The sequence below is a fragment of the Heliomicrobium gestii genome, from assembly GCF_009877435.1.
In the GTDB taxonomy this organism is placed as follows: Bacteria; Bacillota; Desulfitobacteriia; order Heliobacteriales; family Heliobacteriaceae; genus Heliomicrobium; species Heliomicrobium gestii.
In genome coordinates this window covers 59,628-72,948 of sequence record NZ_WXEX01000009.1, presented here as the reverse complement: position 1 = coordinate 72,948, position 13,321 = coordinate 59,628, and the positions used below count along the sequence as shown (strand labels likewise).

Sequence of the window (13,321 nt, the reverse complement as noted above, 5' to 3'; positions counted from 1 at the left end):
CGGCCTTTAAGAATCTTCGCTCTTAAAGGCCGCCTTTTCCTTTACGCCATGATTTTGCTTACGCCATGATCTTGCAGATGTTATTGGAGAAGGCAACCGGGTCGTCGACAGGCAGGCCTTCAATCAACAAGGCCTGGTTGTACAAGAGATCCGTGTACAGCGTAAACTTCTCTTGATCCCGCTCCCGCGCCTCTTTTAGCGCCTGGAACACCGCATGGTTGACGTTGATCTCCAACACCTTGTCGGCTTTGACCTCTTGTCCGTTCGGCATGGCTTTGAGCACCTTCTCCATCTCGATGCTCAGTTCGCCTTCGTTGGACAGGCAGACGGGGTGCTGCTTCAGGCGCTTCGACGCCTTGACCGTTTTGACCTTGTCGGCCAGGAGGTCTTTCATCGCCGTAAAGAGTTCCTGGTTCTCCTGTTTTTCCGCATCAGATGCCTCTTTGTTTTCCTCGGCCTCGATGCCCAGGTCGCTGCTCGATACGGACTTGAATTCCTTCTCCTTGTAGCTCCGCAGCATGCGGATGGCGAATTCGTCCACATCGTCGGTGAAGTAGAGGATCTCGTAGCCCTTGTCGGCGACCAGTTCCGTCTGGGGCAGCTTGTCGATGCGCTCGATGGAGTCGCCGGCGGCGTAGTAGATGAACTTCTGGTCCTCAGGCATGCGGGAGACATACTCGTCCAGGGTGACGAGCTTCTTCTCTTTCGACGAGTAGAAGAGCAGCAGGTCTTGCAGCACATCCTTGTGGGAGCCGAAATCGCTGTAGAGGCCGTATTTCAACTGCTTTCCGAAGGATTGGAAGAACTCCACATACTGGTCGCGGTCGTTTTTCAGGAGGTCTTCCAGTTCGCTCTTGATCTTCGACTTGATGTTCTTGGCGATCAGCTTCAGTTGCCGGTCATGCTGCAACAGTTCGCGGGAGATGTTCAACGACAGGTCTTCCGAGTCAACCATCCCTTTGACGAAGCTGAAGTAGTCAGGCAGCAGGTCGGCGCATTTGTTCATGATCAGCACGCCGTTGGCGTAGAGTTCGAGGCCCTTTTCGTACTCTTTCGTGTAGAAGTCAAAGGGCATCTTCTCGGGAATGTAGAGGATGGCTTTGTAGCTGATGGTGCCTTCGGCGTTGATATGGATGTGCCGCAGCGGGCTGTCAAAGCCGAAGTGCTTTTCCGAGTAGAAGTTGTCGTAGTCTTCCTTGGTCAGTTCGCTCTTATTCTTCTTCCAGATGGGCACCATGCTGTTGAGGGTCTGCTCTTCCGTGTACTGCTCGTACTCCTCTTCGCTGCCCTCTTTGAGGCGGGATTTGGTCACGTCCATCTTGATGGGGTAGCGGATGAAGTCGGAGTACTTCTTGATGATCGACTTGATGCGGTACTCTTCCAGGAACTCGTCATAGCTTTCGTCTTCCGTATTCGCTTTGATCTTGAGGGTGATCTCAGTGCCCACCGTGTCTTTCGCACAGGGTTCGATGGTGTAGCCATCGGCGCCCTGGGATTCCCACTTGTAGGCCTGATCGCTGCCTAAGGCGCGGCTGATCACGGTGACCACATCGGAGACCATGAAGGCGGAATAGAAGCCGACGCCAAACTGGCCGATGATGTCGAAGCCGTCTTTTAGCTCATTTTCCTTTTTGAAGGCCAAGGAGCCGCTCTTGGCGATGACGCCAAGGTTCTCTTCCATCTCGGCCTGGGTCATGCCGATGCCGCTGTCGATGATCTTCAGGGTCCGGTTTGGCTTGTCCGCCTCGATTTTAATGAAGTAATCGGCTTGGTTGAAGCTGATCGATTCGTCGGTCAGGGCCTTGTAGTAGATTTTGTCGATGGCGTCACTGGCGTTGGAGATCAGTTCTCTCAGGAAAATCTCCTTATGGGTGTAGATGGAGTTCACCATCAGATCGAGCAGTCTTTTGGATTCCGCTTGAAACTGTTTTACTGTCATCGCGACTCCTCCTCCAGCAATTCGAGCATGTCCTCTTCAGGCGCGATTAGCACTCTCGATGTTTGAGTGCTAATCGCTATATTTTTTTTACCAAATTAAAGGATGGATGTCAACAAAGATTCACCCGGTTATTGTTCTTTTCCAGTGAAATCAAGTAAGATGAGATCGACTCTCTAATTCTGGCGGAAACGGGGGTTTTTTGTCTGTGGATGTCGATCTGCGTTTATTGGAGATGCCCATCTTTTCCGGCTTGGACCGGGTCCACCGGGCAAAGCTGCTGCCGGAGTTTGAGGAGATCCGCTTTCCGGCGGGCCAGATCATCTTTCACGAAGGCGATCGGGGCGATTCCCTATACATCATTATCTCCGGCTCTGTGGTGGTGTATCGCGAACCGGCCCCCGGGCAAGGGCCGCGCATCTTGGCCCGCTATGACGCCAACGATTGTTTTGGCGAGACAGCCCTCTTGGCCGGCGATCCCCGGACCGCCACCGCCAAGACCCTCACTCCCTGCCGGATGGCGCGCCTGTCCAAGGAGCGTTTCGACGATCTGGTGAATCACCATCACCGTGTGGCCATTGATTTTGCCCGGCTGCTGTCGAAACGGTTGGCCATCTATTCCGGTCACAACCGCAAGCTCCACGACGTGATCGCGGCAACGGACATCGATCTCGATGATTTTCCCGAAGCGGCGGTTACGAGCCGCTGGCGCTTGTTTGCCATGTTGCCCCTCCCCTCCGGCGCCGGCGGCGCCGCTTGGCTAGGATGGCTGAAAGAGGCGAAGCCCTTTTGGCTCCTTTCCTCGACGGCCCTGTTGATGACACTGCTGTACTGCCTTCTCCAATCGGCGGGGATGCAAGCCGCCCATATCGCCCTGTTGCTGATCATCACCGCGGCGGCCCTGTTCTGGGCCTATGACTTTTTCTCTCCCCATGCCATCGCTTTATGCCTACCCCTGGCCGCCGTGTTGGTGCACGCCACCAAGCCGGCTGTGGCCTTTTCCGGGTTTTCTCATTCTTCCTGGTTTCTCATCCTCGGCGTTTCGGCGCTCACAGCGGGAATATCGCGCACAGGGCTGATGTACCGGCTGGCGCTGCTGGTGATGAAACGTTTTCCGCCCAACTATGGCGGACAAGCCTTGGCTTGGGCGCTCACAGGCGCCTTGCTGACGCCGGTCATCCCCTCGTCCAACGCCCGCGTGTCCCTGATGACGCCCATGCTGCTCGCGCTCGGCGAAACGCTGCGGCTGCCCGGTTGCGGCAACGCCACCGCCGGCCTGGCCATGAGCTGCCTGCTGGGATTCGGGCACATGTCTTTTCTGTTTCTGAACGGGGCTGCCGTCTGTTACTTGATTCTGGGGTTGATTCCCCACGCCGATGCCCAGTGGATCTCCTATCAGACCTGGCTGATTGATGCGGCGCCGCTGGGCTTGACCTTTTTCATTTTATCCTTTGCGGCGATTTTGCTGCTCTTTCCGCACAAGGAACCGCTGCAGATCCAGCCGGAGATGATCGACGCGCAGCTCACCGTGCTCGGACCATTGACCCGCGAGGAAAAGGTGTGCCTGCTGGCGACCTCCTTTTCCCTCATCGGCTTTCTCACCCAGACGTGGCACCAGATCGACAGCGCCTGGGTCGCCCTGACCAGTTTCCTCATCCTCTATGCCGGGTCTGTGTTGAACGATAAGAGCATCCGCTCCGGCATCGATTGGGGCTTTCTGATCACCTTCGGGTCCATGCTGGGTTTCGGCAACGCCATGAAAGACACCGGTTTGACCGACACCCTGTCCCATATGCTGCAACCGCTGCTGGCGATGGTCATGGGCAATCAGATCGCCTTTTTGTTCGCTGTCGCCCTGTACATCTATCTGCTCCGTTTCGTGCTGCCCATCACGCCGGCCCTGCTCGTGGGCATGTTGACGGTGACGCCGCTCTGTGGCGCCATGCATATCCATCCAATTGTGGTCGGCCTGATCCTGTTGCTGACGAGCAACGCCTGGGTGCTGCCCAACCAAAACGCCATGTACTTTTCCATGCTGGACGGAACCGATGACCGGTTATTCAAGCATGAACAAACACGGGTCTTGTCGATGCTCTATGGCCTGATCTGTTTGATCGCCATCGGCGTTTCGGTGCCCTACTGGGAAATGGTGGGGTTGATCTATTAGCGATCCGCTCAAATAAACATCCCCCTGCGCGATGCCGGTAAGCATCCATGCAGAAGCAAAGGCGAAGCGAGAGCCACCCCGTCAATCCCGGTGGGTTTCGCTTCGTTTTTTTTGCGCGCTGCCGCGCCAGCCGCACAAACAGGACACCCATGGCCGACCCCTTCGAGGCGGGTAAACCGGCGACGGTGTCACCTTCGGGGAGATCGACGCTCCCACTGGCGTTATGTCCGATTCAATCATCACATATGTGTATATATAGTTAAAAATCGCATGGACACCGCCGGCGCCAAAGGAGATGTTTGCCTCGTGGACATTGATGAACGGTTATCCACTATCCCCATCTTCTCGGGCCTGGACCGCATTAACCGGGCGAAACTGTTGCCGGAGTTTGAAGAGGTGCAGTTGCCGGCGGGCTATGTGATCTTTCGCGAGGGCGATCGTGGCGATTCGCTCTATGTGATTCTCTCCGGTTCCGTATCGGTGTACCGTGAACCGCTTCCCGGACAAAAACCACGCCTCCTCGCTCAGTTTGGCGCCAGTGATTGTTTCGGCGAGATGGCCTTGCTGACCGGTGTTCCCCGGACCGCCACCGTGGAGACCGACACGCCTTGCCTGCTGGCCCGCTTATCGAAGGAGCGTTTCGACGACTTGTTATCGAAGCATCACAGCCTGGCCATCGACTTGGCCAAGCTGCTGTCAGAACGGTTGGCCATTCACTCCGGTCATGATGTGGCTCGGGCGAAGGAACAGGCGCTCTCCCCTCGTTCCGCTGGCGTATCTGTAGAAGAAGCGCACCCGCGGCGCCAGCCCCTTTGGTCAACCATTGCGCTGACCTGGTTGTCCCCCCTCGCCCCCTGGCTGCGGCTCCGGAAAAAACAAAAACTGCTGGCTTTACTGATCTTCGTGGTCCTGGTGGAGTCGCTTCTGTCTATCTTCCTTCACTCACTCGGGATGAAGGGTTCCCATATCGCCTTGTTGCAGATCATCGCCGCAGCAGCGTTGTTCTGGTCTGTCGACGTGGTTTCTCCCCATGCCGTCGCGTTGTGCCTGCCCTTGGCCGCCGTCTTGCTGCATGCCGCCACACCCACTGCGGCCTTTTCCGGATTTTCGAACTCCTCGTGGTTTCTGATCCTTGGCGTATCGGCGCTCACGGCAGGGATTTCACGCACCGGGCTGATGTACCGGTTGGCGCTGCTGGTGATGAAGCGCTTTCCGCCCAACTATGGCGGACAAACCCTGGCATGGGCGATCACGGGCATGCTGCTCACACCGGTGATCCCGTCGGCCAACGGCCGGGTGGCGCTGATGACGCCCATGCTGGTCGCGCTGAGTGAAACGCTGCGCCTTCCCGCCGGCAGCAGCGCCTCTGTCGGCTTGGCGATGAGTTGCCTCCTCGGCTTCGGCCACATGTCCTTCCTGTTCATGAACGGCGCGGCCGTCTGTTATGTCGTGCTCGGACTGCTCCCCCAGCCGCTGGCGCAATCCCTCTCCTATCAGACCTGGTTTCTCACCGCCGCTCCCCTGGGCCTCCCCTTTTTTCTCCTGTCGCTCCTGGCGATTCTGTTGCTCTTTCCCTACAAGTCACAACTGGTGATCAAACCCGCCATGATTGAGGCGCAACTGAAGGTCCTGGGCGCCCTGACGGGCGAAGAAAAGGTCTGCCTGTTGGCGACCTCCTTCTCCCTGATCGGCTTTCTGACCCAGTCTTGGCATCGCATCGACGGCGCCTGGGTGGCTCTGACCAGCTTCCTGATTCTTTATGTGGGCGCTGTGCTGACCGATCAAACGATTCGCTCCGGCATCGACTGGGGCTTTCTGATCACCTTCGGATCGATGCTGGGCTTTGGCAACGCCATGAAAGAGGCCGGCTTGACCGATGCCTTATCCCGGTTGTTGCAACCGTTGTTGCAGTCGGTCATGGGCAGTCCCTTGATCTTTTTGTTATCGGTCGCCCTCTATATTACCCTGCTGCGGTTTGTGCTGCCCATCTCGCCCGGTTTGCTTGTGGGCATGTTGACGGTGACGCCGCTCTGCGAGGCCATGGGCCTCAGTCCGCTCCTGGTCGGCCTGATCATGCTGATGGCCTGCAATCCCTGGATCCTGCCGAACCAAAACGCCATCTACTTCACCCTGTTGGACGGAACCGATAAGCGGGTATTTACGCACGGACAGACACGGTCGTTGGCGATCCTCTACGGCATGATCTGCGCGATCTCGATCTGTGTCGCCGAGCCCTACTGGGAGATGCTTGGACTGATTTACTAGGGTTTCCTTGTCGCCGACTTGGGGACAGAAACTAAAAGATAAAGGAAGTCGCAATGAAAAGAGAACAGGACAGGAACGGAAAGGTAAGGAAAGATAATTGAATGGAGTGGAAAAGGAAAAGACCGTCGGTCGAAACTGACGGTCGGAGGGGTAGTTGATCAGATTTGGTTCAACGGGGCGGAATATCGGGTTTTTATTCCTGGGGTTTGAGGATTAGGATTCCTTCGTCAGATCACCGAAAGACCTGTTTGAGTTCAGCCATGAGCGTCTTGAGATTCAGCGCAAAGTGACCGAGAACGAAGGCAACCATCCCAAATCCGAGCCAGATGTGCAGGCCTTTCATGGCCGGCACATTCATCCCCAAGAAGGTCCAGCCTTTGGCAGCGGAAGGGCCATGGGGCGCGACGAACAGGCCGACGCCGGTTACGGTGACGATCAGGCCGAGCAAGGCCAAGGCGGTGGAAAGGATGCCTTTTACTTTCCCTACCGATGAGCGGGTGGCGATTTTGCAATCGGTGCTCACGTGGGGCATCGATGAATTGGTGATGGAACTCATTTGAAAACCTCCCAGATGTTTGTTGTTTTTGTCTGTGAACTAAAGATATCAGACAAAAATGAAATGCATCTGAAAGGTTTGTGTCCTTTTGTTGAACGTTTTAAGAAGAGGCGCCTGTTTATCCCACACGGAACCGCTCGACGGCGACTCGGAGCGCGCCATCCTGCACCGACTCTACCCAGATTATGCGATTTATCGATAAAACATGAGGGCAATGAAAAACGGTGGTCACGGTTTTGCATATACTCTGCAACGCGTAACCACCGTTGATTCCACTATGGTTGGCACGAAGTCGATCTATTTTTATATTTCATCCAAAAAATTGCACTCGAATACTTGTTGTTTATTTTGAAGTATAATATACTCGTAATCAGAATGCGGAAAGGGGTAACAATGGAGGTGCCTTTCTTTGAATTTCGGTCGCTACTTCTTAGACGAACTAAAAAAGCAAAATAAAACGATACGTTGGTTATCGGGACAGATGATCCGGCAAACAGACGGTGAACCGGTAAATGAAAGAACTTTATGGGGAAAGTTAAACAGAAACTCTTTTGAGCCGAATGAAATCTTCGAGATTGCAATGCTCTTAGGGTTAGAAATCAGAGAAATCATGGAGGTAGTTAAGGAAGAGCGTATATTTCAATTAGCCGGATTCAAGCGGGGATGTTCTTTGGACCACCACGGCATCATGAGCTTTTTTAAGCATGTTACTGGTGATGATCTAATCTCTTATCTGGCCTATAGTCCCCCTATGGCGGAACAAGCGAGAAAAGGCGCTATTTCAAACATCCATGTAGTCGTTTGCCCCCAATTAAAGACCCCTGCCTATTACCAAATCAATTGTAATGACCCTGAAAAAGAGGATCTACTTCCTAATGAAACACTAGGAACGGATGCCGTTCTAAGAATAGCGTCTGATTTACATGATGCATTCGTTGAGGATCTGATTGTTTCGGATGATTACCACCGAGTATTATGTTGGGCTACAAATATCGTTAAAAACAGAAAAGTCGTGTGGTTGTACAAATAACTCGTTTTCAATACCCTGGCCTGGACGTCACGAGAATCGTGAGCGGCCCAGGCCGTTTTTTCGGATGATTTAAAGGATTGACTTCAAGAATTATGGGGGTCCCTCAACCCGGCAGTCTGTTTTTCAACTGCACGTGCGATCAACGGGGCATATTGACGCAACCCATCAATATTTAACTTTCCTTCACAATACGAGTGATACCACGCTCGACGCTGGCGGATGACCCGCTCATCATCGCGCAGGCGCAACCGTTTCAACGTATATAGAGCAATTTCTTTGTTTTCCTCCGGGATAGAATCTGAGACAACCAGTTGAAGTGACGAGAGTATGATTTCAAACCAATCATCCCCCACTTGAAAGGGTCAAGGATGTTATCATCCGCATTCTGTTTACTGCAATTTACCCAACTGGCTGCAAATCGATAGTTGCTCCACTCATATGTAAGTTCCGGTCGATTCGTATAACTCAGATAGTGATCGACCGTGCCGACCGGTTCATACATTGCTGTATATGCGCATAAGTTTCTAAATCCGTCAGCGAGTTGACTCCTGAAAGGGTTCCAAAAATCTTTGGGTCGCGATACATCGGGATGAGCTTCAAGCCAAGTTCTACCTCTTTTACGACACTTTTCATCAAAGTCACGCGGTTCCGGAACAGGATCAAAGTGAATCATCAAGCTGTTCCTCCACTGCCCGTTCCTACCGATATGACCCATCGAGGCCAAAAGGAATCGTGCCCAGCAAGTACTCGTTCCAGTTCTCGCTGGATACTCGCCGCATCGTTTAGTCCTTCCGGTAAGTTAGCCTTTTCTCCCCGCATCCACGCCTCTGCCGCTTCGATAGCCCGCTCCGCTTCCGCCGATCGAGCCTGTTCGAGACCAAACACCTCAGAAACCAACCAATTGGTCACGTCCCCCTGTTTTGTCCATGGCTGAAGATTCAGTTCCACTTCTCCGCTGACCGTCTTGAGGTGATAGAGCACATCGCGTTCCTCATCAAATATCGGTTCCAGTGAAGCCAATACCATCGGGGAATGAGTCGCTAACAGCAACTGGATCTGAGCGGCTTGGTCGCCCTGAAGAACGTCAACCGCTTGCAACAACGCCGGGACAATGCGGCGTTGCCAACCGGGATGCAGGTGGGTTTCCGGTTCATCAATCAGCACCGTTATCCGAGTTTCTGGTTCACGATATAGGAGTTTCGCTGTTTGTCGATGTTCATGCCAAACCCAAACCAACAGGTAGGCCAACGCTAGATCCCGTCGCAAACCGGCGGAAGCGAGAACTACCGGGACTTCTTCTTGACCAAACTGTAGGGTCGGCCGATCAAAACCTTCCCCCAAAAATACCCGCTTTGGCTTTCCCGGACATAACCGTTCTCCAGGTGGCGATAGTTTTTCCAACACCGCCTTCAGCATTTCGAATTGCGGCTCTGACCCCTTCTGCCAACTTACCCAATCACGTTCCAGTCCTTCACAGACACTCATGTCACCAATTTTTAAACCATCCCAGATCTGGCGGTTGTCAAAATGATAAGAGGCGGGACGGTCAGGACTTTCTTTACGCCAGTAATTTCTAGCCGGATCCCAAACGGAATAACCACCATCAATGCGCAGGTAAACGACGATGCCAGGAATGGCTGGGCGGACAGCTCTCACAGGCCACTCCTGCGCATCCGGCCGGTAGAGGGACTTAACGGGCGTCGCATCACCTGTTTTCCCCCGGATCTGGTATTCAATAATCCCCCGTTTTCCGCCGAGCGGCAAAGCTGGTGTGTCAGCCCAAGTACGCGTCAATGCCCACCATGCCACATCCAACATAAAGGTCTTCCCTAACCCGTTATCTCCGGTGATGACGTTGACTCGTTCGGAGAAGTCTATCCGCATTTTGGGTGCAGGGCCAACACCCTGTAAATCAATCCAACGCAGCATCCGTCATTCTCCCTTATCTCCAAATCGATGAAGCTGAGCTTTATTATTTCACCGCGTCGACGATGCATCTCACGATCCGCGCATAATTCTTTCGATTGAACAGGGACGATTCCCTGCTAGTTATGTGTTTTGAGCAACCAAGACTATGAATGAAAAGGAGGGACCTTCCCCTCCTTCCGGTTCCAGCAACCCTTGCGGGCTGACCCATCCTTGCTGGGCACCGTTCACAAAGATTCGAAAAAAAGGTGGCTACGATTTCCGCTATTCATCAGGAAATCATAGCCACCTCTTTTCACTTTATATGCCTATTTATGCGACAAGCGATTTATGCGAGAGGCTCTCCCTTACTCCCACTCAATCGTCCCCGGCGGCTTCGACGTGATATCATAGACGACCCGGTTGACCCCTTTGACCTCGTTGACGATCCGGTTGGAGATCTTTTCGAGCAGTTCATAGGGCAGTCGCGCCCAGTCGGCCGTCATGGCGTCGTCCGAGGTGACGGCGCGCAGGATGGCCGGGTATTCGTAGGTGCGGCAGTCGCCCATGACGCCGACGCTGCGGACAGATGTGGGCAACACGACAAAGGACTGCCAGATCTGCCGGTAGAGGCCGGCTTTTTTGATCTCCTGGAAGACGATGTCGTCGGCGTGGCGCAGGATGTCCAGGCTCTCCTTGGTGATCTCGCCGAGAACGCGGATGGCCAGGCCCGGTCCGGGGAAGGGCTGGCGCCAGACGATGTCTTCGGGAAGGCCCAGTTTTTGACCGACTTCCCGGACCTCGTCCTTGAAGAGGGTGCGCAGGGGCTCGATCAATTCGAACTTCATGTCCTCCGGCAGGCCGCCCACGTTGTGGTGGGTTTTGATCGTATCTGCCGTCGCGGTGCCGCTCTCGACCACGTCCGGGTAGAGGGTGCCCTGAACCAGGAAGTCGACCTGACCCAGTTTGGCCGCTTCCTCTTCAAAGACGCGGATGAACTCGTTGCCGATGCCTTTGCGCTTCGTTTCCGGATCAGAGACGCCGGCCACCTTGGCCAGGAAGCGTTCCGACGCTTCGACGGCGATCAGGTTCATGCCCAACTCGTCGCGGAAGGTTTTAACGATCCGCTCCGATTCGTTGAGACGCATGAAGCCGTGATCCACGTAGACACAGGTCAGTTGCTCGCCGACGGCCCGGTGGACGAGGAGCGCCGCCACAGAGGAGTCAACGCCGCCCGAGAGGGCGCAGAGCACTTTGCCGCCGCCGACGCGTTCACGAATGGCGGCCACCTGTTCTTCAATGAAGTTCTCCATGGTCCACTCGCCGGTGCAGCCGCAGACGCCGAAGAGGAAGCTCCGCATCATATCCATGCCTTGGGGCGTGTGACGCACTTCGGGGTGGAACTGGACGCCGTAGAAGCGGCGCACCGGATCGGCCATAGCCGCAAAGGGGGCATGGTCCGTTTTGCCGGAGCTGACAAAGCCATGGGGCAACATCTCGACCTTGTCGCCATGGCTCATCCAGCACTGCACATCGCCTTCCATGCCGGCGAAGGGACCTTCCGAAACGGTGATGGTGAGGGACGCCTTGCCGAATTCACGCGACTCAGCCCCGCCGACCTTGCCGCCGAGCTGGTTGACCATGAGCTGCATGCCATAGCAGATGCCCAGGATGGGAATGCCCAGGTCATAGATGGCCGGGTCGACGGCAGGCGCCTTTTCCGCATAGACGCTGGACGGGCCGCCGGTGAAGATGATGCCCTTCGGGTTCATCTCCCGAATGGCGTCGATGCTCATCGTGAAGGGGTGCATCTCGCAGTAGACGTGCAATTCCCGGACGCGGCGGGCGATCAGTTGGTTGTACTGACCGCCAAAATCGAGGACCAGGATGGTTTCATGGGGTTTCGTCAAAAAAGTTCGCTCCTCTCGAAGTCCTAGCAGATCCGTTTTGCTTACCTTTTTGTTTCCAGCGGGTCGATATGTTTCTCGCGTAACCACTTCTTTTGGCAGGACTACTTTTTTTCGTAGACTTCCCGCTTCAGCACGGCCACAAAAGGAATGTGGCGATATTGTTCGGCATAGTCAAGACCATAGCCGATAACAAACTCGTCCGGGATGGTGAAACCGTTGTAATCGGGGGCGACAGGCGTCTTGCGGCGGCTCGGCTTGTCCAGAATGGTGCAGACCTTCACCGAGGCAGCGCCCCGCGATTTGAGGTTGTCCACCAGATAGTTCAGGGTGAGACCGGTATCGACAATGTCTTCGACGATGAGGATGTGCCGGTTTTCGATCGCCCGATCGAGGTCCTTCATGATCCGAACGGCGCCCGATGATTTGGTCCCTTGTCCATAACTGGAGACAGCCATGAAGTCGATCTCGATGGGGATGCGGATGGCCCGGATCAGGTCGGCCATGAAGACGAGGGCGCCTTTGAGGATGCCCACGACCAACAAATCCTTGCCTGCATAGTCCGTAGAAAGTTGTTCGCCCAATTCGCGCACCTTGGCTTGAATCGCTGCTTCACTGACCAGTACGCGATCGATGACCTTGTCCATCGCTGTTGCCGCCTCCTGAAATACGAAATAAGGCCGGCTCTTAAGCCCGGCCATGACGACGTTCCAATCAGGTATACTCTTTGTTGAATCGCTAAAATTATACCAACGAATGAAAAATGATGTCAACAGAAAAGCCTTGTTTCCTTTCGCAAAGGTCGGCTCAAATCCTTCGGCGTTGTTAGGCCAGCCGCCAGCCCTTTACGGCCAGCTTCGCCCGGAGCAAGCCCCGTGAGAGATCGATGGTGAGCGGGTGACCGCAATCAAAGCGCTTGTCCTGATAGATGGTCACACCGTCTTTTTCAAAGCGCTCATAGGCGGCAGGATCCTGCGGGCGAGGCGGTCCCACTTCGATCTCCGGCGGCGCGTCCAGGTGGATGCAGCAGCCCACAGACAGGTTCATGGGGATATGGATGGCGCCGCCCTTTTGTTCAATGAAAGCCTGGGCTGCCGGCGTGATGGTCCAATCCTGAAAAAAGCGGTGATGATGCATATCTATCTCCTTGCGCCTTTTTTCGCTGCAATGTCAGCCCTCTACCGTTAACGCGAGACCAGATGGGCTGTGATTTAACTGTTTTTTATCACAATCGCCTATGTCATTTCCATATTTTGGTGGTATAATCTCCCTGAAGGGGGTGATTGAATGCCGGTGGTGAAAAAAACCAAGGTGGCCTTCATTGAGGCGGTACATAGGGCTGGAAACTGGAGCGCCGAGCAGGGCATTGTCATCCCGGTCGATGCCGATCCGGAACGGCTCGTCGACGCCGTCCGTTGGGTCGAAGAACAGCAGTTGCGCTGTCATCGTGTTTATTTTAGCCCTAAAGAGAAAGCCTGGGTGGCCGTTGTGCCCGTCGAATTGGCGCAATCCTCTTGATGGACCTTCCCGCCGACCGGTAGGTTTTTCGCCAAGC

At 54.7% G+C, this 13,321-nt stretch carries 11 protein-coding genes; 4 read left to right on the top strand and 7 right to left on the bottom strand.

Translation table 11 applies throughout. From position 1 onward, the window contains the following. Positions 1-58: 58 nt before the first annotated feature. Entirely contained in the window at positions 59-1,939 is a 1,881-nt protein-coding gene (htpG, locus tag GTO89_RS11455) for a molecular chaperone HtpG (protein WP_161262230.1), read from the bottom strand. Between the two features lie 205 nt (positions 1,940-2,144). Between htpG and GTO89_RS11450 the strand changes: the two genes are divergently transcribed. Then, a complete protein-coding gene (locus tag GTO89_RS11450; protein ID WP_161262229.1) occupies positions 2,145-4,103 on the top strand; it encodes an SLC13 family permease in 1,959 nt (652 codons plus the stop codon). Positions 4,104-4,409: 306 nt separating this feature from the next. Then, the gene (locus tag GTO89_RS11445) at positions 4,410-6,368 is read left to right on the top strand and encodes an SLC13 family permease (protein ID WP_161262228.1); all 1,959 of its coding nucleotides are present in this window, start codon (positions 4,410-4,412) and stop codon (positions 6,366-6,368) included. Positions 6,369-6,600: 232 nt separating this feature from the next. Here GTO89_RS11445 and GTO89_RS11440 read toward each other — a convergent pair whose 3' ends face one another. Then, on the bottom strand, positions 6,601-6,924 hold the full coding sequence (locus tag GTO89_RS11440) for a DUF4405 domain-containing protein (RefSeq protein WP_161262227.1): 324 nt from the start codon (positions 6,922-6,924) through the stop codon (positions 6,601-6,603). 409 nt (positions 6,925-7,333) lie between these two features. Here GTO89_RS11440 and GTO89_RS11435 point away from each other — a divergent pair, with 409 nt between their 5' ends. Further along, the gene (locus tag GTO89_RS11435; protein ID WP_161262226.1) at positions 7,334-7,954 is read left to right on the top strand and encodes a hypothetical protein; all 621 of its coding nucleotides are present in this window, start codon (positions 7,334-7,336) and stop codon (positions 7,952-7,954) included. A gap of 253 nt (positions 7,955-8,207) precedes the next feature. Here the strand turns inward: GTO89_RS11435 and GTO89_RS11430 are convergent, their stop codons facing one another. The 5 genes from GTO89_RS11430 to GTO89_RS11410 all read right to left on the bottom strand — a co-directional run bounded on the left by GTO89_RS11430 (position 8,208) and on the right by GTO89_RS11410 (position 12,903). Continuing rightward, positions 8,208-8,627 (bottom strand): hypothetical protein, encoded by a 420-nt coding sequence (locus tag GTO89_RS11430; RefSeq protein ID WP_204758231.1) that lies wholly within the window; start codon positions 8,625-8,627, stop codon positions 8,208-8,210. Then, on the bottom strand, positions 8,627-9,883 hold the full coding sequence (locus GTO89_RS11425) for an AAA family ATPase (RefSeq protein ID WP_161262225.1): 1,257 nt from the start codon (positions 9,881-9,883) through the stop codon (positions 8,627-8,629). The genes GTO89_RS11430 and GTO89_RS11425 overlap by 1 nt, the downstream gene beginning before the upstream one ends. A gap of 344 nt (positions 9,884-10,227) precedes the next feature. Next, complete coding sequence (guaA, locus tag GTO89_RS11420; protein WP_161262224.1) at positions 10,228-11,769, bottom strand: glutamine-hydrolyzing GMP synthase; 1,542 nt, start codon at positions 11,767-11,769, stop codon at positions 10,228-10,230. A gap of 101 nt (positions 11,770-11,870) precedes the next feature. After that, complete coding sequence (gene hpt, locus GTO89_RS11415) at positions 11,871-12,413, bottom strand: hypoxanthine phosphoribosyltransferase (RefSeq protein WP_161262223.1); 543 nt, start codon at positions 12,411-12,413, stop codon at positions 11,871-11,873. Positions 12,414-12,591: 178 nt separating this feature from the next. After that, positions 12,592-12,903 carry a CC/Se motif family (seleno)protein gene (locus GTO89_RS11410; protein WP_161262222.1) on the bottom strand — a complete coding sequence of 104 codons (312 nt, stop codon included), beginning with the start codon at positions 12,901-12,903 and terminating at the stop codon, positions 12,592-12,594. A 150-nt stretch (positions 12,904-13,053) separates the two neighbouring features. Here GTO89_RS11410 and GTO89_RS11405 point away from each other — a divergent pair, with 150 nt between their 5' ends. Continuing rightward, the gene (locus GTO89_RS11405; RefSeq protein WP_161262221.1) at positions 13,054-13,284 is read left to right on the top strand and encodes a hypothetical protein; all 231 of its coding nucleotides are present in this window, start codon (positions 13,054-13,056) and stop codon (positions 13,282-13,284) included. Positions 13,285-13,321: the final 37 nt, after the last annotated feature.